The organism is Nocardioides pyridinolyticus, assembly GCF_054653575.1.
Window position 1 is genome coordinate 55,153 of sequence record NZ_BAAIFY010000014.1, and the last position, 25,736, is coordinate 80,888.

At 70.9% G+C, this 25,736-nt stretch carries 29 protein-coding genes; 3 read left to right on the plus strand and 26 right to left on the minus strand.

Translation table 11 applies throughout. From position 1 onward, the window contains the following. Window positions 1–73: 73 nt before the first annotated feature. Together ACYQ0U_RS13545 and ACYQ0U_RS13550 are read left to right on the plus strand one after the other, a co-directional pair. Window positions 74–1,891 carry a right-handed parallel beta-helix repeat-containing protein gene (locus tag ACYQ0U_RS13545; protein WP_459973710.1) on the plus strand — a complete coding sequence of 606 codons (1,818 nt, stop codon included), beginning with the start codon at window positions 74–76 and terminating at the stop codon, window positions 1,889–1,891. Further along, on the plus strand, window positions 1,881–2,402 hold the full coding sequence (locus ACYQ0U_RS13550) for a hypothetical protein (RefSeq protein ID WP_459973712.1): 522 nt from the start codon (window positions 1,881–1,883) through the stop codon (window positions 2,400–2,402). The genes ACYQ0U_RS13545 and ACYQ0U_RS13550 overlap by 11 nt, the downstream gene beginning before the upstream one ends. Before the next feature lie 15 nt (window positions 2,403–2,417). On the opposite strand, the gene ACYQ0U_RS13555 is transcribed toward ACYQ0U_RS13550, so the two are convergent. From ACYQ0U_RS13555 to ACYQ0U_RS13570, 4 genes are all read right to left on the minus strand, one after another. Then, window positions 2,418–2,942, minus strand: coding sequence for a ferritin (locus tag ACYQ0U_RS13555; RefSeq protein WP_459973715.1), 525 nt, complete (start codon window positions 2,940–2,942; stop codon window positions 2,418–2,420). A 35-nt stretch (window positions 2,943–2,977) separates the two neighbouring features. Continuing rightward, window positions 2,978–3,181 carry a hypothetical protein gene (locus ACYQ0U_RS13560; RefSeq protein ID WP_459973717.1) on the minus strand — a complete coding sequence of 68 codons (204 nt, stop codon included), beginning with the start codon at window positions 3,179–3,181 and terminating at the stop codon, window positions 2,978–2,980. A gap of 32 nt (window positions 3,182–3,213) precedes the next feature. Beyond that, window positions 3,214–5,232, minus strand: coding sequence for a protein meaA (locus ACYQ0U_RS13565; RefSeq protein ID WP_459973719.1), 2,019 nt, complete (start codon window positions 5,230–5,232; stop codon window positions 3,214–3,216). A 68-nt stretch (window positions 5,233–5,300) separates the two neighbouring features. After that, window positions 5,301–5,609, minus strand: coding sequence for an STAS domain-containing protein (locus tag ACYQ0U_RS13570; protein WP_459973721.1), 309 nt, complete (start codon window positions 5,607–5,609; stop codon window positions 5,301–5,303). A gap of 203 nt (window positions 5,610–5,812) precedes the next feature. Here ACYQ0U_RS13570 and ACYQ0U_RS13575 point away from each other — a divergent pair, with 203 nt between their 5' ends. Then, a complete protein-coding gene (locus ACYQ0U_RS13575; RefSeq protein WP_459973724.1) occupies window positions 5,813–6,385 on the plus strand; it encodes a cob(I)yrinic acid a,c-diamide adenosyltransferase in 573 nt (190 codons plus the stop codon). A gap of 25 nt (window positions 6,386–6,410) precedes the next feature. Here the strand turns inward: ACYQ0U_RS13575 and ACYQ0U_RS13580 are convergent, their stop codons facing one another. The 22 genes from ACYQ0U_RS13580 to rho form a co-directional block, all read right to left on the minus strand. Then, window positions 6,411–7,256, minus strand: coding sequence for an alpha/beta hydrolase (locus ACYQ0U_RS13580; protein WP_459973726.1), 846 nt, complete (start codon window positions 7,254–7,256; stop codon window positions 6,411–6,413). Next, window positions 7,253–7,540 carry an Rdx family protein gene (locus ACYQ0U_RS13585; RefSeq protein ID WP_459973728.1) on the minus strand — a complete coding sequence of 96 codons (288 nt, stop codon included), beginning with the start codon at window positions 7,538–7,540 and terminating at the stop codon, window positions 7,253–7,255. The genes ACYQ0U_RS13580 and ACYQ0U_RS13585 overlap by 4 nt, the downstream gene beginning before the upstream one ends. After that, on the minus strand, window positions 7,537–8,703 hold the full coding sequence (locus ACYQ0U_RS13590; RefSeq protein WP_459973730.1) for an MFS transporter: 1,167 nt from the start codon (window positions 8,701–8,703) through the stop codon (window positions 7,537–7,539). The genes ACYQ0U_RS13585 and ACYQ0U_RS13590 overlap by 4 nt, the downstream gene beginning before the upstream one ends. A 41-nt stretch (window positions 8,704–8,744) precedes the next feature. Then, window positions 8,745–9,215, minus strand: a complete 471-nt coding sequence (locus ACYQ0U_RS13595) for a DUF2550 domain-containing protein (protein ID WP_459973732.1) — start codon at window positions 9,213–9,215, stop codon at window positions 8,745–8,747. Window positions 9,216–9,325: 110 nt separating this feature from the next. Next, window positions 9,326–9,733 (minus strand): F0F1 ATP synthase subunit epsilon, encoded by a 408-nt coding sequence (locus ACYQ0U_RS13600; RefSeq protein ID WP_459973734.1) that lies wholly within the window; start codon window positions 9,731–9,733, stop codon window positions 9,326–9,328. Beyond that, entirely contained in the window at window positions 9,733–11,187 is a 1,455-nt protein-coding gene (gene atpD / locus ACYQ0U_RS13605) for a F0F1 ATP synthase subunit beta (protein WP_459973736.1), read from the minus strand. The genes ACYQ0U_RS13600 and atpD overlap by 1 nt, the downstream gene beginning before the upstream one ends. A gap of 5 nt (window positions 11,188–11,192) precedes the next feature. Beyond that, entirely contained in the window at window positions 11,193–12,104 is a 912-nt protein-coding gene (locus tag ACYQ0U_RS13610) for a F0F1 ATP synthase subunit gamma (RefSeq protein ID WP_459973738.1), read from the minus strand. A 2-nt stretch (window positions 12,105–12,106) separates the two neighbouring features. Then, on the minus strand, window positions 12,107–13,750 hold the full coding sequence (gene atpA, locus ACYQ0U_RS13615) for a F0F1 ATP synthase subunit alpha (RefSeq protein WP_459973740.1): 1,644 nt from the start codon (window positions 13,748–13,750) through the stop codon (window positions 12,107–12,109). Between the two features lie 63 nt (window positions 13,751–13,813). Then, window positions 13,814–14,641 carry a F0F1 ATP synthase subunit delta gene (locus ACYQ0U_RS13620; RefSeq protein WP_459973742.1) on the minus strand — a complete coding sequence of 276 codons (828 nt, stop codon included), beginning with the start codon at window positions 14,639–14,641 and terminating at the stop codon, window positions 13,814–13,816. Further along, on the minus strand, window positions 14,641–15,210 hold the full coding sequence (locus ACYQ0U_RS13625) for a F0F1 ATP synthase subunit B (RefSeq protein ID WP_459973745.1): 570 nt from the start codon (window positions 15,208–15,210) through the stop codon (window positions 14,641–14,643). The genes ACYQ0U_RS13620 and ACYQ0U_RS13625 overlap by 1 nt, the downstream gene beginning before the upstream one ends. Before the next feature lie 44 nt (window positions 15,211–15,254). Then, window positions 15,255–15,458, minus strand: coding sequence for an ATP synthase F0 subunit C (gene atpE, locus ACYQ0U_RS13630; RefSeq protein WP_056908071.1), 204 nt, complete (start codon window positions 15,456–15,458; stop codon window positions 15,255–15,257). Between the two features lie 51 nt (window positions 15,459–15,509). Continuing rightward, complete coding sequence (atpB, locus tag ACYQ0U_RS13635; RefSeq protein ID WP_459973748.1) at window positions 15,510–16,343, minus strand: F0F1 ATP synthase subunit A; 834 nt, start codon at window positions 16,341–16,343, stop codon at window positions 15,510–15,512. A gap of 10 nt (window positions 16,344–16,353) precedes the next feature. After that, the gene (locus tag ACYQ0U_RS13640; RefSeq protein ID WP_459973750.1) at window positions 16,354–16,533 is read right to left on the minus strand and encodes a hypothetical protein; all 180 of its coding nucleotides are present in this window, start codon (window positions 16,531–16,533) and stop codon (window positions 16,354–16,356) included. 105 nt (window positions 16,534–16,638) lie between these two features. Then, window positions 16,639–17,130: a hypothetical protein gene (locus ACYQ0U_RS13645; protein WP_459973752.1), complete on the minus strand. Its 492-nt coding sequence runs from the start codon at window positions 17,128–17,130 to the stop codon at window positions 16,639–16,641. A 92-nt stretch (window positions 17,131–17,222) separates the two neighbouring features. Beyond that, window positions 17,223–18,377: a glycosyltransferase family 4 protein gene (locus ACYQ0U_RS13650; RefSeq protein WP_459973754.1), complete on the minus strand. Its 1,155-nt coding sequence runs from the start codon at window positions 18,375–18,377 to the stop codon at window positions 17,223–17,225. 7 nt (window positions 18,378–18,384) lie between these two features. Further along, entirely contained in the window at window positions 18,385–19,053 is a 669-nt protein-coding gene (locus tag ACYQ0U_RS13655; protein ID WP_459973756.1) for an L-threonylcarbamoyladenylate synthase, read from the minus strand. After that, complete coding sequence (prmC, locus tag ACYQ0U_RS13660) at window positions 19,050–19,886, minus strand: peptide chain release factor N(5)-glutamine methyltransferase (RefSeq protein ID WP_459973759.1); 837 nt, start codon at window positions 19,884–19,886, stop codon at window positions 19,050–19,052. Before prmC ends, ACYQ0U_RS13655 begins: the two co-directional genes overlap by 4 nt. Continuing rightward, window positions 19,883–20,956, minus strand: coding sequence for a peptide chain release factor 1 (gene prfA / locus ACYQ0U_RS13665; protein WP_459973760.1), 1,074 nt, complete (start codon window positions 20,954–20,956; stop codon window positions 19,883–19,885). The genes prmC and prfA overlap by 4 nt, the downstream gene beginning before the upstream one ends. A gap of 93 nt (window positions 20,957–21,049) precedes the next feature. Further along, window positions 21,050–21,274, minus strand: coding sequence for a 50S ribosomal protein L31 (gene rpmE, locus ACYQ0U_RS13670; protein WP_459973762.1), 225 nt, complete (start codon window positions 21,272–21,274; stop codon window positions 21,050–21,052). A 346-nt stretch (window positions 21,275–21,620) separates the two neighbouring features. Beyond that, window positions 21,621–23,204 carry a sensor histidine kinase gene (locus ACYQ0U_RS13675; protein ID WP_459973764.1) on the minus strand — a complete coding sequence of 528 codons (1,584 nt, stop codon included), beginning with the start codon at window positions 23,202–23,204 and terminating at the stop codon, window positions 21,621–21,623. A 134-nt stretch (window positions 23,205–23,338) separates the two neighbouring features. After that, the gene (locus tag ACYQ0U_RS13680) at window positions 23,339–23,710 is read right to left on the minus strand and encodes a response regulator transcription factor (protein WP_028637545.1); all 372 of its coding nucleotides are present in this window, start codon (window positions 23,708–23,710) and stop codon (window positions 23,339–23,341) included. Between the two features lie 100 nt (window positions 23,711–23,810). After that, a complete protein-coding gene (gene rho / locus ACYQ0U_RS13685) occupies window positions 23,811–25,595 on the minus strand; it encodes a transcription termination factor Rho (protein ID WP_459973804.1) in 1,785 nt (594 codons plus the stop codon). Window positions 25,596–25,736: the final 141 nt, after the last annotated feature.

Sequence of the window (25,736 nt, forward strand, 5' to 3'; positions counted from 1 at the left end):
GGCGCAACCGCCGACGTAACCGCCGACGTAACCGCCGACGTAACCAGCGTCACACGGGGATCGTTGGGACGGCATGGCCCGCCGCGTCCTCGTCCTGCTCGCCCTGCTGCTGTCGGTGGCGTGGGCACCCCCCGCCACGGCCCACGAGGAGCGACCCGCGCAGTTCCCGGACGGCACCGGGCACCGGCCGCAGTTCCTGGGCTACGACAACCCGCTCCAGCGCGTGGTGTGCCGACCGGACAGCGCCGCGACCATCCGGTCCATGCCGCCCGGTCCGGTCAAGCACCGCAACCGGCACCTGCTCGAGGACTGCCGGTTCCGCTCGATCCAGGACGCGATCAACACGATCCGCCGGCCGAACACGTCGGTCTACGTGCTGCCCGGCACCTACCACGAGCGGAAGTACGCCGAGGCCAAGCGCTCGGACTACTGCGCCCACCTGCAGACCCAGTCCCGGGAGCCGCTGGCCTCCTCCGAGTACATCGGCAGCATCTCCTCCCCCGACCCCGGCGCGGAGGAGGAGGCGGCGGAGGCCGGCGAGTCCAACCCGATCGCCCTCTCGTACGCCGACCAGCGACGCTGCCCCCACAACCTCAACCTGATCGCGCTGTTCGGTGACGCCACCCCGGGCAACGACAGCATCCGCTGCGACAGCCGGTTCTGCGGCACCCAGCTCGTCGGCACCGGTCGCCGGCCCACGGACGTCGTCGTCGACAACCGGTTCGCGAAGCTCAACGCGATCCGCGCCGACCGGATGGGCGGCTTCTACCTGAGCAACATGACCTTCCAGCAGGCCGAGTTCAACGCGATCTACGTGCTGGAGACCGACGGCTTCGTGATCGACCGGGTGGTCGCGCGGGGCAACGACGAGTACGGCGTCCTCGCCTTCGCCAGCGACCACGGCCTGATCCAGGACTCCGAGGCGTACTACAACGGCGACTCCGGGTTCTACCCCGGCTCCGGGGCCGACCTCAACGCCGACAACACCGAGCTCGAGGCCACGCGCTACGCGATCGAGATCCGGCGCAACTCCAGCCACGACAACACGCTGGGCTACTCCGGCACCGCCGGGAACTCCATCTGGGCGCACCACAACGAGTTCTACGACAACTCCACCGGCATCGCGACGGACTCGCTGTTCCCCGGCCATCCCGGCCTGCCGCAGGACCACGCCCGGTGGAGCCACAACGACATCCACTCCAACAACAGCAACTACTACACGGCGTACGTCGACACCGGCGTCTGCGCGGAGCCCATGGAGGAGCGCGGCTACATCGACGGCACGGTCTGTCCGGTGATCCCGACGCCCGTCGGCACCGGTGTGCTGATCGCCGGCGGCAACTTCAACTCCACCGACCACAACTGGATCTACGACAACTGGCGCTACGGCACCATGCAGTTCTGGGTGCCGGCGGTGCTGCGCGACGACTACGACCCGGCGCACCTCTACGACACCTCGAACGGCAACCACACCTTCGAGAACCGCCTGGGTGTCTCCCCCGACGGCGAGCAGCTGCCCAACGGCATGGACCACTGGTGGGACGACCAGGGCGTCGGCAACTGCTGGGAGGACAACCACTACGGCTCGGCCGAGCGCACCGACAACTTCACCGTCGACCCGCCCGCGTGCGCCGACGGCGGCTCGGTGTTCGTGCCCGGCGCCCCGGTGAAGGACGCCGGCTTCCTCTCGTGCAGCCAGTACGACCGCAACGACCCCGACTGGCGGCACCCGCCGGGCTGCACGTGGTTCGACGACCCTGCGAGGCCGTCCGCCGCGGTCGCCGGTGACGCCGAGTCCGGTGCCGCCCTGGTCGCGCCGATCGCCCTCACCGCGGCCGCCGTGGCCCTCGGCCTCGGCCTGCGCCGCCGGCGGTGGTCGCGTGCGGCGTAGGGCGACGGTCGTCGCGGCGCTCCTCGTGCCGGCGCTCGCCGCCGGCGGCGTCGCCCTGGCCCGCACCGGCCCCGACCTGGCCGCCTCCGGGCCGGCCGAGGTCAGCGGCACCGAGGCGTCGGCGACGTTCCGGATCGCCGACCGCACCGTCCGGCAGGTCCGGTACGCCGACGGCGGCACGCTGCGCTACACGTTCTCGCTCACCAACGACGGCCTCCTGCCGGTCGAGGTCGTCGGCCTCGCGGACGAGCAGCCGCCGTCACGGCTCTTCCGGCCGACCGGGCTCACGGCGGTCGACCTCGGACCCGGCGAGTCGGGCCGGGTCACGCTGAGCCTGGCCATGGGCGGCTGCGAGACGCTGTCCGCGCGGGCCGGGGCGTTCGTCACCGAGGTCGTCGTGGCGACCGACCGCGGCGACACCGCGGTCGCGCTCCCCGAGGAGCTGCACACCGGGTCGCCGCGCGAGGCGTTCTGCCCGAACTCGACGGCGACCTCGCGGCCGCCGGGCTGACCTCGGGCCGGCGCCCTAGGCCCCGGCCTGGCGCGGGGCGGTCGGGTCGTCGCCCGCGCCGCCCTGCTCGCGCGCGACGTACTCCTCGATGTCCTCGATGTCGTCGCGGTTGCGGGTGGTGACGGCCAGCAGGTCGCTCATCGTGGCGACCTCCTCGACCTGCTCCTTGATGAACCACTGCATGAACTGCTCGGAGGCGAAGTCGCTCTCCTCCCGCGCGATCCGCAGCAGCCCGTTGACCTGGTCGGTGACGCGCCTCTCCTGGTCCAGCGCGAGCGCGACCGGGGCCACGACGTCCGCGAAGGTGCTCTCGGGCGCGGGGACGGCCGGGATCACGACCGGGCTGTCGGTGTCGAGGAGGTACTGGATCATCATCGCCGCGTGCGCGCGCTCCTCGAGGGCCTGGGCGTAGAAGAACGCTGCCATCCGGGGCATCGTCTCGGCGTCGAAGTACACCGCGCACGCGAGGTACTGGTTGTGCGCCGCCAGCTCGTTGCCGATCTGGACGTTGAGCTGCTCGGCGAAGCGTGCTGCGACCAACGGGGGGCTCCTCGGGTCTGCGTCGAGTTGTCGGGTCAGGCGGCCTTCGCGAGCTTCTTCTTGGTGACCTTCTTGCCGTCCACCCGCACGAGCTCGCGCCTCTTGACCGTATACCCCTCGGGAAGCGTCCCGTCCTTGAGCATGCGCAGCGGGCAGCGCCCGCACTTCGACTTGCTGACGCAGCACTTGGTCTTGGGCAGCTTCGCCTTGCTCTTGGCGCCCTTGGACTTCTTGGCCACGGCGCGAGAGTAGCAGAGTGAGTTAGGCGAGGCTAACCTTTGCCCAATCCGTGGGCCGCCCGGATCACGTCGACGATGCCGCCCATGATCTCGGTCAGGCCGAAGTCCTTGGGCGTGTACACCGCGGCCACCCCGAGCTCGCGCAGCCGGCGGCCGTCGGAGTCGGGGATGATCCCGCCGACGATCACCGGCACGTCCTCGAGCCCGGCCTCCTTCAGGCCGTCGAGGACGTCGGGCACGAGCTCCATGTGGGAGCCGGACAGGATGGAGAGGCCGATGCAGTGCACGTCCTCCGCGACCGCCGCGGAGACGATCTGCTCGGGTGTGAGGCGGATGCCCTGGTAGACGACCTCGAACCCCGCGTCGCGCGCGCGTACGGCGACCTGCTCGGCGCCGTTCGAGTGCCCGTCGAGCCCGGGCTTGCCGACCAGCAGGCGCAGGCGACCGCCCCCCTGTCCGCTGAGCTCCGCACCGGTCTGCTTCACCCGCTCGCGGACGGCGGTCAGCTCGGCACCGGCCTCGGCGACCGCCGCGCCGGAGACGCCCGTCGGGCCGCGGTACTCGCCGAACACCTCGCGCAGCGTGCCGGCCCACTCCCCCGTCGTCGCGCCGGCGCGGGCGGCGACGAGCGTCGGTCCCATCAGGTTCGCCTCGGTCTTCGCGGCAGCGGCCAGCCCGGCGAGCGCCTCGGCGACCTCGGCCTCGTCGCGCTGTGCCTTCCACTCCTCGAGGCTGGTGCGGGCGCTCTGCTCGGCCTCGGGGTCGGCGGCCATGATCGCGCCGTCGAGGTCGGCGGTCAGCGGCGAGGGCTCGGTGGTCTCGAACTTGTTGACGCCGACGATGATCTCCTCGCCCGACTCGATCCGCGCGCGGCGAGCGGCGTGGGAGGAGACCAGCTCGGACTTCATGTACTCGACGGCGGCGATCGCGCCGCCCATCGCCTGGACGCGGTCGATCTCGGCCTTGGCGCCCTCGACCAGCTCGGCGACCTTGGCCTCGATGACGTGCGAGCCGTCGAAGATGTCGTCGTACTCGAGCAGGTCGGACTCGAAGGCCAGCACCTGCTGGAGCCGCAGCGACCACTGCTGGTCCCAGGGACGCGGCAGGCCGAGCGCCTCGTTCCAGGCCGGGAGCTGGAGCGCGCGGGCGCGGGCGTTCTTGGACAGCGTCACGCCGAGCATCTCCAGCACGATGCGCTGCACGTTGTTCTCCGGCTGGGCCTCGGTCAGGCCGAGGGAGTTGACCTGCACGCCGTACCGGAACCGGCGCATCTTCGGGTCCTGCACGCCGTAGCGCTCGCGGGTGATCTCGTCCCAGAGCCGGCCGAAGGCCCGCATCTTGCAGGTCTCCTCGACGAACCGGACGCCGGCGTTGACGAAGAACGAGATCCGTCCGACCACCTTCTCGAAGTCGGCCTCGTCGACCTGGCCCGCGTTCTTGACCTGGTCGAGCACGGCGACCGCGGTGCAGAGCGCGTAGGCCAGCTCCTGCGTCGGCGTCGCGCCGGCCTCCTGCAGGTGGTAGCTGCAGATGTTGATCGGGTTCCACTTCGGGATCTGGTGGACCGTGTAGGCGATCATGTCGGCGGTCAGCCGCATCGAGGCCTCGGGCGGGAACGCGTAGGTCCCGCGGGAGAGGTACTCCTTGATGATGTCGTTCTGGGTGGTGCCGGCCAGCTGGGCGGCGACCTCCTCCGGCGACAGGTCCGGGTTCTGCTCCTCGGCGACGACCTGGTACATCGCGAGCATCCACATCGCGACGGCGTTGATCGTCATCGAGGTGTTCATCTCGGTGAGCGGGATGTCCTCGAACAGGCGACGCATCTCGCCGAGGTGCGGCACCGGGACGCCGACCTTGCCCACCTCGCCGCGCGCGAGCGGCGAGTCCGGGTCGTAGCCGGTCTGCGTCGGCAGATCGAAGGCGACCGACAGGCCGGTCTGGCCCTTGGCGAGGTTGGTCCGGTAGAGCGCGTTGGACGCGGCCGCGGTCGAGTGCCCGGCGTAGGTCCGCATCACCCAGGGGCGATCCTTCTCCGGCCTGTTCTCCGTCATGGGACCGAGGGTAGAGCGGGATCTACCCGTTGGTAACTGCCTGTGGGGTATCCGACATCGAGGTTTGGTCACGCGGTGGCGGCGGCGCGCTCCACCTCGACGAACCGGCTCAGCCGGGACAGGTGCAGCATCCGGCGTACCGCCGGACAGCACCCGCGCAGCGTGAGGTGGTGTCCCTCGCGCACCGCTTGGCGGGTGGCGACCGCGAGCACCTTCAGCGCGGTCATGTCGATGGTGGACACGTGGGTCAGGTCGACGACGACATCGGCGTCGTGGCCTTCGAGGAGCTCGTAGATCGCGGCGCGGACCTCCCACGTGCTGCGCACGTCGAAGTCACCGCTGAGATGGATGGTCGGACCGTCGGTGCTGATCTCCATGGCTGTGCCCCGTTCTCCGGGACCCGAGATGCCCCGGTAGCGCCACCGTTCCGGTGGTTGCCTACACCACTATGACGCCGCACACACCCCGATGGTTGCCTCCGTGGCCGGAGAATTCCGCCGTGTCGTGTCCGGTGCGTGCGCGCTGAGTACCCCGGGGCCGGCGGCGGCATGCGCCGCGCCGACTGGCTACGCTCGCGACCATGGTCAACCTCACCCGCATCTACACCCGGACCGGCGACGGCGGGGAGACCCGACTCGGCGACATGAGCACCACCCGCAAGACCGACCTGCGGCTCGCGGCGTACGCCGACGTGGACGAGGCCAACGCCCAGATCGGCCTGGCGCTGGCGACCGGCGGGCTCGACGAGGACGTCGTCGCGGTGCTGACCACGGTGCAGAACGACCTCTTCGACGTGGGCGCCGACTTCTGCACGCCGGTGGTGCCCGACCCGGAGTACCCGCCGCTGCGCATCGAGCAGGCCTACGTCGACCGGCTCGAGGGCTGGTGCGACCGCTACAACGAGGAGCTGCCGACGCTCCGGTCCTTCATCCTCAACGGCGGCACCCCCGGTGCCGCGCTGCTCCACGTCGCCCGCACCGTCGTCCGGCGCGCCGAGCGGTCCGCGTGGGCGGCGTACGAGGAGCACGGGTCCTCCATGAACCCGCTCGCGATCACCTACCTCAACCGCCTCTCCGACCTGCTGTTCATCCTCGCCCGCCACGCCAACCGCGAGAACGGGGACGTGCTGTGGGTGCCGGGGGGCGAGCGCTGACGGTGGTGACGACTGGCCTGGAACCTCAGCCGGCCAGCCCCTGCCGACGCAGGAAGGCCACCTGGTCGCCGGCGATCCGCTCCGGCAGCGGCCCGTGGAACGGCGCGAAGTGGTCGCCGGCGTAGGCATGCAGCTCACCGCGGGGCGCTCGCGCGGCCAGCCGCTCCACCGCCGCTGACGACACGGTGACGTCGTCCGCGAGCTGCCCGACCCAGAGGGGCACGGTGACCCGGCGGGCCCGCCGCACCGGGCGGAAGAGACCGACGGTGAGGAAGACCGCGGGCGTGATCGAGTTCGCCCAGCGCGAGTCGGGGCCGAGGGCGGCGGCGAACCCCTCCGCCTCCCCCGTGAACGGCATCGCCGCGACCGAGCCGACCGGTCCGGTGACCGGGATGTGGGTGGTGCGGCCGAGGGCGTCGAGGACGGCGCGCGGGATGATCCGCGCGGAGGTCGACGGCGGCGTGTGCAGCACGCGGGACAGCCCGTCGAGGAACGGGCACAGCACGATCGCGGCGGCCACGTCGAGCCCGCCGCCGACCAGCGACGTGACGTGCCCGCCGCTGAACGAGTAGCCCCACAGCACGACCCGCTCGACGCCGGGCCGTGAGCGCGCGAACGCCACGGCCGCGCGCCAGTCGTCCTGCTGCTCACCGATCCGGAAGCGCCCGCGCGGCGAGCCGCCCGACTCCCCCAGGTGGCGGTGGTCGAAGGCCAGCACGTGGCAGCCGGCGTCCACGAAGGCCGACGCGTACGCCGCCAGGCCGTCGCGCATCGTGAGGCTGAAGCCGTGCGCCATCACGACGCAGGTCGCCGGGGCTCCGGCGTCGTACCACCGGCCCGCGATGTCGCCGAGACGGACGTCGGTCCTCACGAACGGTCAGTGTGGCCCAGCGCCTTGTCCGGCGCCACCAGGTCGCGGACCCGACGCTTGAGGTCGGTGATCTCCGGGAAGCCGCCGTCGCGCTTGCGGTTCCAGACCGGCGTGCCGTCGACCTCGATCCGGAAGACCCCCGCCTCCGCCTCGGTCGAGGCCGGCACCAGCGCCACCTCGCCCAGCTCGGCCTCGAAGGTCGAGAGCAGCTCGGCGGCGTACCACTGGGCGCGGAGCAGCCAGCGGCAGCGCGTGCAGTAGGTGATGGTGACGCGCGGCGTCATGCCGGCACCCGCTCCCGTCGCTCCTTCGCGGCGACGACCGTCATGGCCGCGGGGACCAACAGCGCGGCGACCACCAGCAGGGTCTCCAGGGTCCCGAGGTGGTCGGCGAGGAGGCCCAGCAGCGGCGGCCCGGCGAGGAACGCCGCGTAGCCGATCGTCGCGACCGTGCTGACCCGGCGGGCGGCCCGCAGCCGGTCGTCGGCGGCGGAGCTCATGCCGACCGGGAAGCCGAGCGCGGAGCCCATGCCCCACAACACGATGCCGGCGCCGACGAGCACGACGTGTCCGCCGAACACGATGAGCAGGATGCCCGTGAACGAGGCGCCGGCGCTGCCCCACAGGACGGGCGCGCGACCGTACCTGTCGAGCACGACCGGGCCGTACAGCCGCCCGGCCATCATCGAGCACACGAAGACCGCGAAGCCGGCGACGCCGACCCAGTGGTCCACGTCGTAGCCGTCGATCAGCGCGAGCGAGAGCCAGTCGTTGGCGGCGCCCTCGGCGACCGCGAACGCCATCACCATCACGCCGATCGCCAGCGTGCGTGGCTCCTTCCACGGCGACCATCCGGCCGGGGCCGGGCTGACCTCGTGCTCCTCCTTCGCCGGGAGGTACGCCGAGGCCGCCCGCCAGGTCGCGACCGCGGCCAGCAGGGCGCACCCCGGCACGTGCAGCAGCAGCGGCGCGTGCAGGGCCGCCATCGGGATGCCGACGCCGGCGCCGGCGAACGAGCCGATGCTCCAGCCCGCGTGGAAGCGCGGCATGATCGTGCGCTCGAGGCGGTGCTCGACCTCGGCGGCCTCGACGTTCATCGAGACGTCCCACGTGGCGACGCCGACGCCCTTGATCAGGAAGCCGAGCGCCGTCAGCGCGATCGCGTCGCTCACCACGCCCGCCATGGCGAGCGTCAGGCCGGTCGCGACCAGGCCCGCGCCGAACCGGGTCACCGCGGCGGCGCTGTAGCGGTCGACGAGGCGGCCGCTGAGCGGCAGCGCGATGACCGAGCCGATCGAGATCGCGAGCAGCAGCAGGCCGAGCGCGGCGTTGTCCAGCTCCAGCCCGCTGCGGATGTCGGGCAGCCGGGAGACCATCGTGGCGAAGCAGAAGCCGTTGAGGGCGAAGCTGAGGGCCACGGCGTTGCGGGTCCGGAGGAGCGATGTCACCGCTCCAGTGTCCCAGACTCTTGACCGGTCAAGAACCTCGGTCAGAAGCCGTCAGAGCCTCGAGGGCGGGTCTCCCGGGTCCAGTCGGTCCCCGGGGGCCCGGCCTCGAGCCAGGCCTGGAACCCCATGAGCGAGGACGGAGACATCGCGAGCTCGACCGGACCCGAGGGCGTGTGGCAGCCGATCACGACGTGGTCGGGGTAGAGCGACATGCCCTCGGCGCCCTCGGGGTCGCGCCGGCCCGCGTAGGTCAGCTGCGACCGCAGCAGCACCCGCTTCGGGCGCGGCCACAGGGAGAAGTAGCGGAACCACTCCAGGGACTCCCCGGAGTAGCGGCCGAGCCCGAGAAGCCAGCCGCGCCCGGCCCTGCCGGACCGGACGCGGTAGCTCAGCTCGAACGTGCCGCCGTGCCTGGCGAGCAGGCGCCGCCGGACGACGAGGCCGAAGCCGAAGAGCAGGACGAGGCCGAGCAGCACACCGACCGCATCGAGCAGCCACTGCCACACCGGCATCCATGCCCTCCACATACGTCAACCCCCGCTGGGGTGCTCACCCTAGCGGGAGCGCCTCAGCGGGGGTTGACGCGGGTCCGGATGACCGGACCCGGTGGGTCAGCGGTGGTTCAGGAGGCCTTCTCGACCGCGCGGATCCGGGCCTCGGCGCGGCGCAGCAGCCTCTCGGCCTCGTCGTTGGCGCCGATCAAGCCCCGGGCCTCCTCGAGTTCGACCCGCGCCTCGTCGACGTCGATCTCATCGGGGAGGAGGGCCTGCTGCGAGAGGACCGACACCCGGTCGTTGGCGACCGAGAGGAAGCCACCCTCGACCGCCGCGACCACGACGCCGCCGTCGATCGCGGAGATCTCGACCACGGCGTCGGTGAGCACCGACAGGAGCGGGGCGTGGCCGCGCAGGACGCCCACGTCACCCTCCGTCGTCCGGGCGATGACCATCTCGGCCTTCCCGGACCACACGGTCCGGTCGGCCGCGACGAGCTCGACGTGGAGGGCCGAGCCGGCTTCGCTCTCAGCCATCAGATGCTCTTCTGGATCTCGGCCCACTTCTGCTCGACGTCGTCCAGACCGCCGCACATGAAGAAGGCCTGCTCGGCCACGTGGTCGTACTCGCCGTCCGCGATCTTGTTGAACGCCTCGATGGTCTCCGACACCGGGACCGTCGAGCCCTCGATGCCGGTGAACTGCTTGGCCACGTAGGTGTTCTGGGACAGGAACCGCTGGATGCGGCGAGCCCGGGACACGATGATCTTGTCCTCTTCGGAGAGCTCGTCGACACCGAGGATCGCGATGATGTCCTGGAGCTCCTTGTTGCGCTGCAGGATCTGCTTGATGCGGATCGCGCAGTCGTAGTGGGCCTGACCGATGTACTGCGGGTCGAGGATCCGGGAGGTCGAGGTCAGCGGGTCCACGGCCGGGTAGATGCCGAGCGACGCGATCTCGCGCGACAGCTCCGTGGTCGCGTCGAGGTGCGCGAACGTGGTGGCCGGCGCCGGGTCGGTGTAGTCGTCGGCGGGCACGTAGATGGCCTGCATGGAGGTGATCGAGTGGCCCCGCGTCGAGGTGATCCGCTCCTGGAGCGTGCCCATCTCGTCGGCGAGGTTCGGCTGGTAGCCCACCGCGGACGGCATGCGGCCGAGCAGCGTGGACACCTCGGAACCGGCCTGGGTGAACCGGAAGATGTTGTCGATGAAGAGCAGCACGTCCTGGTTCTGCACGTCGCGGAAGTACTCCGCCATGGTCAGCGCGGAGAGCGCGACGCGCAGACGCGTGCCCGGCGGCTCGTCCATCTGGCCGAAGACGAGAGCGGTCTGGCCGATGACGCCGGCCTCCTCCATCTCGACGATCAGGTCGTTGCCCTCACGGGTGCGCTCACCGACACCGGCGAACACCGACACACCGCCGTGGTCCTTCGCCACACGCGCGATCATCTCCTGGATGAGCACGGTCTTGCCCACGCCGGCGCCGCCGAACAGGCCGATCTTGCCGCCCTGGACGTACGGCGTCAGCAGGTCGATGACCTTGATGCCGGTCTCGAACATCTGGGTCTTGGACTCCAGCTGGTCGAACGCCGGCGCCTTGCGGTGGATGCCCCACCGCTCCTGGACGTCGAGGGCCTCGCCCTCGGCCAGGTTGAGCACGTCGCCGGTGGCGTTGAACACCTTGCCGAGGGTCGCATTGCCGACCGGCACGGTGATCGGGCCGCCGGTGTCGGTCACCTGGGCACCGCGGACCAGGCCGTCGGTGGGCTTCAGCGAGATGGCACGGACCATGCCGTCGCCGATGTGCTGGGCGACCTCCAGCGGGAGACGCGAGGTCTCGCCGCCGAGGGTGATCTCCACCTCGAGCTTGTTGTAGATGTCGGGCATCGCGTCCACGGGGAACTCGACGTCGACGACGGGCCCGATGACCCGAGCGATGCGGCCGACGCCGGCGGCACCGGTCTCCTGGGTCTCTTCGATCGTTGCAGTCATGTCCTTCACTCACTCCCCGCTTGGGCGTCGGCGAGCGCGTTGACGCCACCGACGATCTCGCTGATTTCCTGGGTAATGCCGGCCTGGCGGGCCTGGTTGGCGATTCGCGTGTACTTCTTGATGAGCTCGTCCGCGTTGTCCGTGGCCGACTTCATCGCCTTCTGACGGGCGGCCAGCTCGGAGGCGGCGGCCTGCAGCAGCGCGAAGAAGATCCGGCTCTGGACGTACTGCGGGAGCAGGTTGTCCAGCACGGCCTCCGGCGAGGGCTCGAACTCGTAGAGCGGCAGCACCTCGGACGCCTCGGGCTTGGACTCCCCCTCGACGACCTCGAGCGGCAGCAGCCGGACGGCGGTCGGCTCCTGGGTGAGCATCGACCGGAACCGCGTGTAGACCAGGTGCACCTCGTCCACCGCGTGCTCGCCGTCCTCGTCGAGGAACGCCGCGATCAGCGTCTCCCCGATCTCCCGGGCCGCCTCGTAGGAGGGCTGGTCGGAGAAGCCGGTCCACGACTGCGCCACCGGGCGGTTGCGGAACTTGTAGTACGCCTCGCCCTTGCGGCCGCAGATGTAGATCGAGATCTCCTTGCCCTCGCCGCGGATCTTCTCGGCGAGGCGCTCGGCCTCCTTGAGGACGCTCGAGGAGTAGGCGCCGGCCAGGCCCCGGTCGCTGGTCACGATGAGGATCGCGGCCCGCTTCGGGTCCTCGGGCTCCGTCGTCAGCGGGTGGTCGACGTTGGAGTACGTCGCCACCGCGGACACGGCGCGGGTCAGCTCACGGGCGTACGGCGCGGCCGACTGCGCCCGCTGCTGCGCCTTGATGATGCGGGACGCAGCAATGAGCTCCATGGCGCGCGTGATCTTCTTCATCGACTCCGTCGACTTGATCCGCGCGCGGTACTCACGCAGCGATACGGCCATCGTCAGCCCCGCTTCTGCTTGACGATCTGCTCCTGCTCGACGTCCTCGTCCGCCAGCGCCTCGGCCTCGGGCTCGTGGCCGACCTTGATCGAGCCACCGTCGGAGGTCTCGAACTGGTCGAGGAACGAGGTGTAGGCGTCCTCGAGCGAGGTCTCGGTGTCGTCCTCGAACTTCAGCGTCTCACGGATGGTCGCGAGGATGCCGTCGTGCGAGCGGCGCAGGAAGTCGAGGAACTCGCGCTCGAAGCGGAGCACGTCGCCGGTCGGGACCTTGTCCAGGCGGCCGGTGGTGCCCAGCCACAGGGAGACGGTCATCTCCTCGACGGGGTACGGCGAGTAGGCCGGCTGCTTGAGCAGCGCCATCAGGCGCTGGCCGCGGTCCAGCTGCTGGCGCGAGGCCGCGTCGAGGTCGGAGGCGAACATCGCGAACGCCTCCATCGCGCGGAACTGCGCCAGGTCGACCTTGAGCGAGCCGGTGACGGCCTTCATCGCCTTGGTCATCGCCGAGCCACCCACGCGGGAGACCGACACACCGACGTCGATCGCCGGACGCTGGTTGGCCGCGAACAGGTCCGACTGGAGGAAGATCTGGCCGTCGGTGATCGAGATGACGTTGGTCGGGATGTACGCCGACACGTCGTTGGCCTTGGTCTCGATGATCGGGAGGCCGGTCATCGAGCCGGCGCCCATCTCGTCGGAGAGCTTGGCACAGCGCTCGAGCAGCCGGCTGTGCAGGTAGAACACGTCACCCGGGTAGGCCTCGCGACCCGGCGGGCGGCGCAGCAGCAGCGACACGGCGCGGTAGGCCTCGGCCTGCTTGGTCAGGTCGTCGAAGACGATCAGGACGTGCTTGCCGTCGTACATCCACTGCTGGCCGATGGCCGAGCCGGTGTACGGCGCGAGGTACTTGAAGCCCGCGCTGTCCGACGCCGGCGAGGCGACGATGGTGGTGTACTCCAGCGCGCCGGCCTCCTCGAGAGCGCCACGCACGGAGGCGATGGTCGAGCCCTTCTGGCCGATCGCGACGTAGATGCAGCGGACCTGCTTGGCCGGGTCGCCCGACTCCCAGTTCTGCTTCTGGTTGATGATCGTGTCGATGGCGATCGTGGTCTTGCCGGTCGCGCGGTCGCCGATGATCAGCTGGCGCTGGCCACGGCCGATCGGGGTCATCGCGTCGATCGCCTTGATGCCGGTCGCCATCGGCTCGTGCACCGACTTGCGCTGCATGACCGTGGGGGCCTGGAGCTCGAGCGCGCGGCGGGTCTCCGCCTCGATGTCGCCCAGGCCGTCGATCGGCTTGCCGAGCGGGTCGACCACGCGGCCGAGGAAGTTGTCGCCGACGGGGACCGAGAGGACCTCGCCGGTACGGCGGACCGTCTGGCCCTCCTCGATGCCCTCGAAGTCACCGAGGATCACGACGCCGATCTCGCGGGTGTCGAGGTTGAGCGCGAGGCCCATGGTGCCGTCCTCGAACTCCAGCAGCTCGTTGGCCATGGCCGAGGGGAGGCCGCTCACGCGAGCGATGCCGTCGCCTGCCTGGGCGACGGTGCCGACCTCCTCCTTGCTGGCGGCGTCGGGCTGGTAGTCCGACACGAACTTCTGCAGCGCGTCACGGATCTCGTCCGGCCGGATCGAAAGCTCCGTCATGGTCTGTCCCTACTCTCTTGGGATCTCGTGGTGTTCAGTGCTGGCTGGTGGGCTGGGGCGGCGTCAGCCGGCCAGCTTGCGTCGGGCGTCGTCGAGGCGGGCGGCGACCGTCCCGTCGATCACGTCGTCGTCGATCTCGATGCGCATGCCACCGAGCAGCGCCGGGTCGACCTCGATGTTGAGGTGCACCGGCCGGTCGTACTGGGCGCTGAGCGCCCGCTCGAGCCGGCTGCGCTCGGTGTCGCTGAGCTGCCGGGCCGTCCGCACCAGGGCGACGTTCTCGCCCTGGGTGGCGGCCGCGACCTTCTGGTACTGCGTCACGGCCGCGTGGAAGGAGCGGAACGACCCGGAGAGGGCCTGCTCCACCAGCGTCACCGTGGCCGGGAGCGCACGACCGTCGAGGAGACCGCGGAGCAACGCGCGCTTGTCCTCGGTCGAGCGGACCGGGTCCGAGAGCGCGATCCGGAGGTCGGCGTTCTCCTCCACGACCTGGCCCACGACGAAGAGCTCGTCGGAGAGCCGGGCCGACTCACGGCGACCGGCGGACCGGACGACGGCGACGACCCCGAGGTGCTCCAGGGCGTCGGCGAGGTCCCGAGCCGCGACCCACCGCAGGCCGACACCCTCGGCGAGGATGTCGAGCGCCGCGGCGCCGACCTTGTCCCCGAGGAGGTCACGCACCAGCGCGGCCTTGGCCTCGGCCGGCGTCGAGACGTCGGTGACGGCACGACGCAGGGCGGGCTGGCTGCGGAGCAGCTCGGCCAGGGCGAAGAGGTCCTGACCGAGACCCGCGAAGTCCTCCAGCGAGCGGCTGTCGGTGTCGACGCGGTCGCCGAGGACCTGCAGCGCCTCCGCGGAGGAGCCACGCAGGGAGCTCAGCTGCTGGACCATCAGCTCGCCCCGTTGCCCGTGGCTCCGGCGGACTCGATCGTCTCGAGGTCGGCGAGGAACCGCTCGACGACGCGGGCGGACCGGTCGTCGTCCTCGAGGCTCTCGCCCACGATGCGCCCCGCGAGGCTGGTCGCGAGGGAGCCGACCTCGGCACGCAGGGCGGTGACCGCCTGCTGCCGCTCGGCCTCGATCTGCGCCTTGCCGGTCTCGACGATCCGCGCGGCGTCGGCCTGGGCCTGGTCGCGCATCTCGGCGATGATCTGCGCCCCCTGCTCACGCGCCTCCTCACGGATGCGCGCAGCCTCGTGGCGGGCGTCGGCGAGCTGCTGCTCGAGCTCGGCCAGCTTCGCGTCGGCCTCGGCCTGCTTGGTCTCGGCCGCGGCCAGACCGCCCTCGATCGCCCGGGTCCGCTCCTCGAAGGTGGTCTCGAAGTTCGGGACGACGAACTTCTTGACCGCGAAGAACAGGATGCCGAAGACGACCAGCGAGAGGATGATCTCCGCGAAGTGCGGGAGGAGCGGGTTCAGCTCGCCCGCCTTCACCACCGGAGCGGCGAACAATGCGTGCATGGCAGGTCCTTCCGGAGTCCTACGTCAAGAAAAGGTCGGACCGGTCAGAGAACGAACGCGAGCGCGATACCGATGATCGCGAGCGCCTCGGCGAGCGCGAAGCCCAGGATCGCGATCGACTGCAGGCGGCTCTGGGCCTCCGGCTGGCGAGCGACACCGCTGATGTAGGCGGCGAAGATCAGACCGATGCCGACACCGGGGCCGATCGCAGCCAGGCCGTACCCGATCATGTTGAGGTTGCCGTCCACGGCGATTTCCTTTCGGTTGTTTCTACTTCAGGTGTGAGAAAACGATGGGGGTCAGTGCTCGTCCGAGATCGCGCCCTGGATGTACATGGCGTTGAGGAGGACGAACACGTACGCCTGGAGGAACTGGATCAGGATCTCCAGGAAGGCGACCGCGATGAAGAGCACCCAGGCCAGCAGGCCGACGCCGATGTAGGCGCCGCCCATCTCGACGATGAGGTACTCGCCACCGAGTGCGAACAGGATCAGCAGCAGGTGGCCGGCGAACATGTTGCAGAACAGTCGGAGCGCCAGGGTGACCGGGCGGACGAGGATGTTCGACATGAACTCCAGCGGGATCAGCAGCAGGAGCATCGGGCCACCGATGCCCGGCGGGATCGTCTGGTGCTTGAGGTAGCCGATGAAGCCGTGCTTCTTGACGCCGACGGCGTTGTAGATGAGCCAGCTCATGATCGCGAGCCCGTAGACCATGCCGGAGCGGGAGAACGTCGGGAACTGCAGGAACGGGATCGTCGCGAACAGGTTGTTCAGCAGGATGAAGAAGAACAGCGTGAAGAGGTACGGGACGAACCGCGCGTAGTCGTGGCCGCCGAGGACCTCGCGTCCGATCGAGTTGCGGACGAAGCCGTAGGCCCCCTCACCGGCGAACTGGAGCTTCCCGGGCACCATGGCCCGCTTGCGCGAAGCGAGGTAGAAGAGCCCGAAGATCAGGACGGCCGACAGCACGATCTGCAGCATCGGCTTGGTGACACCGGCCGTGAACGCCTGGCCGAACATGTCGAAGTGTCCGTCGCCGAAGACGGCAGGCAGGTCGAAGTCGTGGGGGCCCGGCGGGGTGAAGCCGTGCCCGTCCTCGGCGGTGCGCACCACGTAGGCTGCGTTGGTCACCGGTTCTCCTCTACTTCTGGTCGTGCGGCGGTGTGGATGACTGGTCGGGTAGCGCGCGATTGAACCGGGCGAAGGTCAGGTAGATCCCGAGACCGGCACCGACCATGATCCCGACGGCGACCAGGAAGCTCGTGTCGAACCATCGGTCCAGCAGCCACCCCAGGAAGCCGTAGAACGCGACCCCGGACACGATGTATCCGAATGCGTGCCACGGATCGCCCTTCGGGCGCTCGCCCTGAGGAGCTGACGGATCCTGCTGACTCATCGCGCCCCGGACAATAGCAGTCTCGGGCGGTCACGCTTCACCCCCCTCCCGCCGACGAGCACCGCTCGCGGCGCCCGCTACGGCGGCCGGCTCGGGCAGGACGTAGACGGGGATGCGGCGGGTGGTCGCGACGACCACCTGGACCACCAGCCAGGCGACGGTCCCGGCGATCACGGAGCCGCCGAGCCAGGTCCGGTCGATGGTGTCATCGAGCAGCCCGGAGCCGGACAGCCCGTAGAAGACCAGGCCCATGACGAGGACCTGGAGCACGTAGGTGAGCAGCGCGACCACGAGCGCCGCGGCAGGCATGACGGCCGCGACGAGGTTGACCGTGAACGAGCCGAACCCGAAGACCCCGACGACGAGGAGGGTGCCCACGAGAGCGCCCCAGGCGGCGGCCGGGCCGGCGACGAGCGCGGCCACGAGCGTGAGCACCAGGCCGACGGAGACGGTGACCAGAGCCGTGCGGACCAGGACGCGGAACCCGTGGTCCCGCGAAGTGGTGGCGGTGTCGGTCGTCATGGCGGCGGCCGTTCTACTGGTGGTCGACGTAACGCTCCCGGAACGGTGTCCATCGGGCGCTTGTGAAAACTAGCACAAGCGTTCGGGCGGCTCTAAACCGGGGCCTGGCCCTCGTCCGCGAGGACCACCGGCGGGTGGTGGAGCTTGGGCAGCAGGAAGGTCATCACGACGGCGGTGAGCGCCCCCGCGGCGAGTGCCATCCACATCCATGGATCGTCGCTGTAGAGGCTCATCCCCACCGAGCCGAAGGCGACCAGGGCAGCCCACATCCACATGATCAGCACCGCCCGTCGGTGCGAGTGGCCGATCTCGAGGAGCCGGTGGTGGAGGTGCTGCTTGTCGGGGGCGAAGGGCGAGCGACCGGCACGCGTGCGGCGGACCACGGCGAGCGCCAGGTCGGCGATGGGCACGATGAGGATGGAGATCGGCAGCAGCAGCGGCAGCAGCGTCGGCAGCAGGCTGGCCTGCGAGCCCGCGGCGCCCTCGCTGATCTGGCTGGCCGAGAACTGGCCGGTGAGCGTCACCGCGCTGGCCGAGAGGACCAGGCCGATGAGCATCGACCCGCTGTCCCCCATGAACAGGCGCGCCTGGTGGAAGTTGTGCGGGAGGAAGCCTGCGCACACGCCCGCGAGCGAGGCGCTCAGCAGGGCGCCCGTCGTCGCCAGCGTGACGTTGTTGAAGCTCGAGAGCTGGTAGCAGTAGACGAAGAACGCCGCCGCCCCCAGGCCGACGACGCCGGCGGCCAGGCCGTCGAGGCCGTCGACGAAGTTCACGGCGTTCACGGTCGCGACCACCACGAACCCCGTGAGCAGCACGCCCTGGGCGGAGTCGATCGTGTACTGCACGTCGTCGGGGCCGGGGAAGAAGTAGTACTGGATGTCGAACGCGATGAGGAAGCCCGCGGCGAGCACCTGCCCACCCAGCTTGGTGAGGGCGTCGAGCTCGAACAGGTCGTCGAGGACGCCGACCGCGCAGATCAGGGCGCCGGCGATCAGCACGATGCCGGCGTCCCGGAAGACGAACGGGGCGCTGCGCGAGAGGAACGGCAGCTGCTGGGCCACGAGGTAGGCCGTCACCAGCCCGCCCAGCATCGCCAGCCCGCCGAGGTACGGGATCGGCACCGCGTGCACGTCGCGGTCGCGGACCTTCGCCACGGCCCCGGTGCGCAGCGCGATCTCGCGCGCGATGACCGTGAGCAGGTAGGTCGCCGCGGCGGCGACGAGGAAGACGAGGAGGTACTCGCGCATGCGCTCCCTAGCCCTCGTCGGTGAGGGTCGCCCCCAACGGTTCGAGAACGGCGTTGAGCTGCTCGAGCGAGACGGCGCCGAGCCGGAGCACGTGGCCCTGGGAGCCGGTGCAGTCGACGATCGTCGAGGCCTCTCCCCCGGGCGCCTCGCCCGCGTCGACGATCACGGCGACGTCCTCGCCGAGCATCTTCTCGGCCTGGTCGGCGTCGGTCGCGGCCGGCAGGCCGGTCTTGTTGGCGGAGCTGACCGCGAGCGGGCCGGTGCGCTCCAGGATCTCGCGGGCGACGTCGTGGTCGGGCATCCGGACGGCGACCGTGCCCCGGGTGTCGCCGAGGTCCCACTGCAGCGAGGACTGCTGGTGGCAGACCAGGGTCAGCGGGCCCGGCCAGAACTCCTCGACCAGTGCGCGGGCGTAGCCCGGGACGCGGGTGGCCAGGGCGTCGAGCGTGGTCGCCGCGCTCACCAGCACCGGCGGCGGCATCTCGCGGCCCCGGCCCTTGGCGAGCAGCAGGGCGCGGACGGCGGCCGGGTCGAAGGCGTCGGCGCCGATGCCGTAGACGGTGTCGGTCGGCAGCACGATCAGCTCGCCGCGCTGCACGGCGAGCGTCGCGGCCTCGACGGCCTCCTCGCGCTCCTCGTCGGTGCTGGTCGGGTAGCGGTCACTCACGCTGCTCATCGTGCCAGCCTCGCGGTCGTGAAGCGCGGTCGACCTGCCAGGTCGTGGTGGTCCCGTACGTCGGTCCAGTGGCCGGCCGCCGCGAAGACGGCGGGCGCGGACTCGCCCTGCACGTCGGCGTGCTCGAAGCCGACCACTCCCCCGGGTCGCAGCAGCACCGCCGCCCGGTCGGCGAGCACCCGGATCGCATCGAGTCCGTCGTCGCCGGAGAACAGCGCCAGGTGCGGGTCGTGGTCGCGCGCCTCCGGAGCGACCGACTCCCACGCCTCGAGCGGGACGTACGGCGGGTTGCAGGTGATCACGTCCACCGTGCCCACCAGGTCGTCGAACGCCGTGGCGAAGTCGCCCTGGCGCAGATCGACGCCGGTCCCGGCGAGGTTCCGCTCGGCCCAGGCGAGGGCGTCCTCGCTCAGCTCGACCGCGTGCACGTCGGCGCCCGGGACCTCGTCCTTCACCGCCTTGGCGATCGCACCCGAGCCCGTGCAGAGGTCGACGACCACGCTCCCCTCGCCCGCGTTCTCGATCGCCCAGCCCGCGAGCAGCTCCGTCTCGGGCCGGGGGGTGAAGACCCCGGGGCCGACGGCGAGCTCGACGTGGCGGAACCACGCCACACCCGTCAGGTGCTGGAGCGGCTCCCGGCCGGCGCGGCGAGCCAGCAGGGCGGCGTACTCCTCGGCGGCGGAGGGCGCCACCTCGTCGACGAGCGCGAGGTTGCCGCGCGTGGTGCCCAGGACGTGGGCGAGCAGCTCGGCAGCATCGTGCTCGGGGCTCGCGACCTCGGCCTCGCGCAGCTGCGCCGCGCCCTCGCGGAGCAGGTCGCGGCGGGTGGTCATTGCTCGAGCGCCTCGAGGCGCGCGGCGAGGTCGGCCTCGACACAGGAGTCGAGGACCGGCTGCAGGTCGCCGTCGAGCACGTGGTCGAGGTTGTAGGCCTTGTAGCCGGTGCGGTGGTCGGAGATGCGGTTCTCCGGGAAGTTGTAGGTGCGGATCCGCTCGGAGCGGTCCACGGTGCGCACCTGGCTGCGGCGGGCCTCGCCCGCCTCGGCGTCCGCGGCCTCCTGCGCCGCCTGGAGCAGCCGGGAGCGCAGGATGCGGAGTGCCTGCTCCTTGTTCTGGAGCTGCGACTTCTCGTTCTGGCAGCTGACGACGATGCCGGTCGGCAGGTGCGTGATGCGGACCGCGGAGTCCGTGGTGTTCACGCTCTGGCCCCCTGGGCCGCTGGAGCGGAAGACGTCGATGCGCAGGTCGTTCTCGTCGACCTGGACGTCGACCTGCTCGGCCTCCGGCAGCACCAGGACGCCGGCGGCGCTGGTGTGCACGCGGCCCTGCGACTCGGTGACCGGCACCCGCTGCACGCGGTGCACGCCGCCCTCGAACTTCAGCAGGGCGTACGGCGCCTCGCCCGGCTCCGGCGTGCCCTTGGCCTTGACCGCGACGGTGACGGACTTGTAGCCGCCGAGGTCGGACTCGGCCGCGTCGAGGACCTCGACCTTCCAGCCGCGCGCCTCGGCGTACCGGGTGTACATGCGCAGCAGGTCGCCGGCGAACAGCGCGGACTCCTCGCCGCCCTCGCCGGACTTCACCTCGAGGATCGCGTCCTTGTCGTCGGCCGGGTCGCGCGGGACCAGCAGCCGGCGCAGCCGCTCCTCCGCCTCCTGGCGCCGGGGCACCAGGGCCTCGGCCTCCTCGGCGAACGCCGGGTCCTCGGCGGCGAGCTCCCGCGCGGCCTCGGCGTCGTCACCGAGCTGCTGCCACTCGCGGTAGGCGCCGATGATCGACGACAGCGCGGCGTACCGCTGGTTGAGCCGCTTGGCCAGGCGCGCGTCGGCGTGGGTCTCGGGCGCGGCCAGCTGCGTCTCGAGCGCGGCGTGCTCGGCGAACATGCCCTCGACGGCTTCGAACATCGGACCCTCCCTGGGTGACGCTGCGTGACGGCGGCTGGACAGACGACGAGCGCCGGCCCTGCCCTGGGGGCAAGAGCCGGCGCTCGAAGGAAGCTACTTCTTGGCGTCAGCAGCCTTCTTGGCGTAGCGGGCCTCGAAGCGGGCGACGCGGCCGCCGGTGTCGAGGATCTTCTGCTTGCCGGTGTAGAACGGGTGGCACTGCGAGCAGACGTCGGCGTGGATGCTGCCGGAGGTCGCGGTGCTGCGGGTGGTGAACGACGCGCCACAGGTGCAGGTCACCTGGGTCTCGACGTACTCCGGGTGGATGTCCTTCTTCATGGTGTCCTCTCATCGGCGCCGGGTCGCCTCATCCCTGATGAGTCGGCGTGAACCGGAGCCAGCACACGATTGTGTCACGGGTTGGAACGCCGCGGTAATCGTGGATGTTCCCGAGCGCAGGTCACCAGCGGCGCCAGCCGATGGTGACCTGCGCGAGCCGCGCGACCGAGGGACGAGGTCGCGACCGGGCCTGCACGTGGTGTGCGCGGATCGGCACGCGGTTTGGTCACCAACCGCAGATTGGGAGCGCTCCCACCTGCGGTTGGTGACCAAACGACGGGGCTGCGACCTCAGCTCGGCGACATCCCGACGGGAGGCCGCCGACCCACTGACTGGAGCCCAGCGGTCAGCGGCGACGCGGGAACGCCGGCACGATCCGCGGCATGGACGGCTCGGAGCCGGCCCCCTCCTCCGCGGCTCCCTCGACGGCGGTCCCCTCGACAGCGAGCTCCGCGGCGGCGGCCTCCGCCGCGGCGACCAGCTCGTGCGGGAGCGGGGCCGGGAGGGCGTCGGGGTGGAGGGTGAGGCGGACCCGGACGGTGGTGACCTCTCCCTCGACCGACTCGATGACGACGTCGCCCTGGTGCCTGTCGATGATCGTCTGCATGATCCGCAACCCGAGGCCGGTGCCGGCGATCTCGTTGAAGACGGCGTTCGAGGCGCGGAAGAACCGGGTGCCGAGCCGGTCGATCTCGCCGGCCGGGATGCCGATGCCGTGGTCGGTGATCTCGACCTCGACGGTGCCGGCGGAGCGGGTCAGCCCGATCTCGACCGTGCCGTCGTCGTGGCTGAACTTCACCGCGTTGGCCACCACGTTGAGGAACGCGCGGTGGAGCATGGCGCGGTCCGCGATCACGGGTACGACGTCGTCCGGGACGTCCAGACGGACCTGGATGCCGCGGCGCGCGGCCGTGATCCGGACGTCGGTGGTGACCTCGCGCAGCAGCAGGGCCAGGTCGATCGGCTCCATCTCGCTGCCGCGGCCCTCGGCCCTGGACAGCGCGAGCAGGTCGTCGATGAGCTGCTTGAGCCGCGTGACGTTGCGCCGGGTCGCCTCGAGCATCCGCTCGTGGCGCGGCTGCAGGTCGTCCTCGAACTCCTCGGCGACCATCTCGAGGTAGCCCGCGATCGTCGTGAGCGGGGTCCGCAGCTCGTGGGAGACGTTCGAGACGAAGTCGTCGCGAGCCGTGTCGAGGCTGCGCAGCTCGCTCTGGATCCGGCCCTCGACCGCGCGGGCGCGGGCCTGGGCGTCGGCGAACTCGTTGAGCGCGGTCGCGACCGCGCGCACCTCCTTGGGCCCGGACAGCTGGGCCCGCACCTCGTGATCGTGCTTGGCCATCCGCGAGACGACCTGCTCGAGCCCGAGCAGCGGCTCGGTCAGCTCGGCGGTCAGCTTGCGGCGCGACCGGGAGACGACGTACCAGGCAGCGCCGGCCAGCAGGACGACCGCGAGGATCGTGCCCTTGAGGCGGAACGACGCGTCGGTGCTCGCCTGGCGGACCCGGCTGTCGAACGCCTCGGAGGTCGCCCGGTGTGCGCTGCGGACGCCGTCGAAGAGCTGGCTGCCCGTGCGCGCCTGCTGCGCGGTCGCCGCGGCGCCGCCCTCGCCGTCGATCCGGGGCTGGGCGTACTGCTCGATCCAGGCGCGGACCGCGCGCTCCTGGCGGACGACGAGCAGTTCGAGCTCGTCGTCGCCGGCCGCGAACTGCCGCACCGTGGTCTGGTCGGCCGGCAGGCGGGTCAGCGCCTGCTGGTAGTCGTCCTGGGCGGACTTCTGGCCGGTGCCGCCCCACGCCTCCACCGCGGCCGCCATGTCGGTGAGGTCCTGGTAGACGTTCTGGTTCGCTGCCGCCGCCGGCTGGAGCTCATGGGTCAGGAAGTTGACGGCCGCGGTCGACAGGACCACGCCGAGGACCGCGATCGCGGCCATGGCAGCCACCATCGCCCCGAGTCGAACGATGACTGGCGAGACCAGTCGCGCGACCGGACGCCCTCCGCTCATGACGCCATACCCCCCTCAGCGGAAGGGTACCGGCGAAGCGGCGTCGGATTCCGGGAAATCGGTCAGCCGGAGCGGGTGAGCAGCGCCTGCACCCGGGAGGCGAGCTCGCGCGGGCTGAACGGCTTGGTGATGTAGTCGTCGGCGCCGGAGTCGAAGCCGGTCTCGACGTCGGACTCCTGCGCCCGAGCGGTCAGCAGGATGACCGGCAGGTCGGCGAGCGCGGGGTCGGCGCGGATCGCGCGGATGGCGTCCAGCCCGGACACCCCCGGCATCATCACGTCGAGGACGGCGAGGTCGGGCCGCTCGGCCTGGCAGGCGTCGATGGCCGCCGCCCCGTCGGACACCGCCACGACGTCGTGCCCGAGAGTCGACAGCTTGAACTCCACGAGCTCGCGGATGTCGACGTCGTCGTCCGCGACCAGGATCCGGGCCACACTTCCCCCTTCATCTTGTTGGGTGCGGTTCGCAGCCTAGCCGCGATCCGCTCGGCGTGAGGGGGAAGGGCCGCACCGAGGTGCGGCCCTCCCCCAGCCGTCAGTCCTCGCGGGACCCGCTCGGAGTCGGCGTGGTCTTCTGCACCTGCATGAGGAACTCGATGTTCGTCGAGGACTTCCTCAGGCGCTCGAGCAGCAGCTCGAGCGCCTGCTGGCCGTCCAGCGAGGACAGCACGCGGCGGAGCTTCCAGACGATCTTCAGCTCCTCCTCGCTCATGAGGAGCTCCTCGCGGCGGGTGCCGGACTGCACCGCGTCGATCGCCGGGAACAGACGCTTGTCCGCGAAGTCCCGGCGCAGCCGGATCTCCATGTTCCCGGTGCCCTTGAACTCCTCGAAGATCACCTCGTCCATCTTCGAGCCGCTCTCGATCAGCGCGGTCGCGAGGATGGTGAGCGAGCCGCCGTTCTCGATGTTGCGGGCCGCGCCGAAGAACTTCTTCGGCGGGTACAGCGCTGCGGAGTCGACGCCGCCGGACAGGATCCGGCCGCTCGCCGGCGCCGCGAGGTTGTACGCGCGACCGAGGCGGGTGATGCCGTCGAGCAGGACGACGACGTCGTGCCCGAGCTCGACCAGCCGCTTCGCCCGCTCGATGGACAGCTCGGCGACCATCGTGTGGTCGCTGGCCGGCCGGTCGAACGTCGAGGAGATGACCTCGCCCTTGACCGAGCGCTGGAAGTCCGTGACCTCCTCGGGCCGCTCGTCGACCAGCACCACCATGAGGTGGACCTCGGGGTTGTTGGTCGTGATTGAGTTCGCGATCGACTGCATGATCATGGTCTTGCCGGCCTTCGCGGGCGAGACGATCAGGCCACGCTGGCCCTTGCCGATCGGGGCGGCGATGTCGATGACGCGGCCGATCAGGTTGTCCGGGCCGGTCTCGAGGCGGAGCCGCTCCGAGGGGTAGAGCGGGACCAGCTTGGAGAACTCCACCCGCGACTTGGCCGCTTCGGGGTCGGCGCCGTTGACGCTGTCGATGCGGACCATCGGGTTGAACTTCTCCTTGCGCTCGCCCTCCCGGGGCTGGCGCACCTGGCCGACGATCGCGTCACCACGGCGCAGGCCGTACCGGCGGACCATCGACAGCGAGACGTAGACGTCCTCGGTGCCGGGCAGGTAGCCGCTGGTGCGCACGAACGCGTAGTTGTCGAGCACGTCGAGGATGCCGGCGGCCGGCACCAGGACGTCGTCCTCGAGGATCGTCGTGTCGGGCTCGTTGCGGTTGCGGCCGCCGGTGCGCTCACCACCGCCGGTGCCGGTGCCGGTGCCGGTCCGGTCGCGGCCGCGGCGGCGCCGGTTGCGGCGGCTGCCGCCCTCGCCGTCCTGGCCGTCGTCGTGCTGCTGGCTCTGGTCCGCCTGCCGCTGCTGGTCCTGCCTGGGCTGGTCCTGCCTGGGCTGGTCCTGCCTGGGCTGGTCCTGCCTGGGCTGGTCCTGCCTGGGCTGGTCCTGCCTGGGCTGGTCCTGCCTGGGCTGGTCCTGCTTGGGCTGCTGGTCCCGCTTCTGGCGCCCCTGCTGCTTCTGCTGGTCCTGCTTCGGCCGGTCCTGTTGCTGGCTGTCCTGCTGGCTGTCCTGCTGGCTGTCCTGCTGCTCCTCGCGGCGCTCGGGCTTCTCCTCGCGCTGCCGGCGCTGCCCGGACTGCTGCCCGGACTGCGGCCCGGACTGCGGCTCGGACTGCGGCTCGGACTGCGACTCGGGCTTCGGGTCCGCGGGCTTGCCGCCGCCCGCCTGGTGGGCCTTGATCGCCTCGACCAGCTGGGCCTTCTTCATGGATCCCGCTCCGGGGATCCCCATGCCTGCGGCCATCGACTTGAGGTCCGCGAGGAGCATGGAGTTGAGTCCGCCACCGCGCTTCTTCGGCGCCTTCTCCTGGAGAGGCTGCCCCTGGGGAGCGTCCGCGCCGCTGGTGGTGGATTCGATGCTGTCCGTCACGTGAGGTCCTTCCCACGTACTCAGCCGAACCGGCTTCTG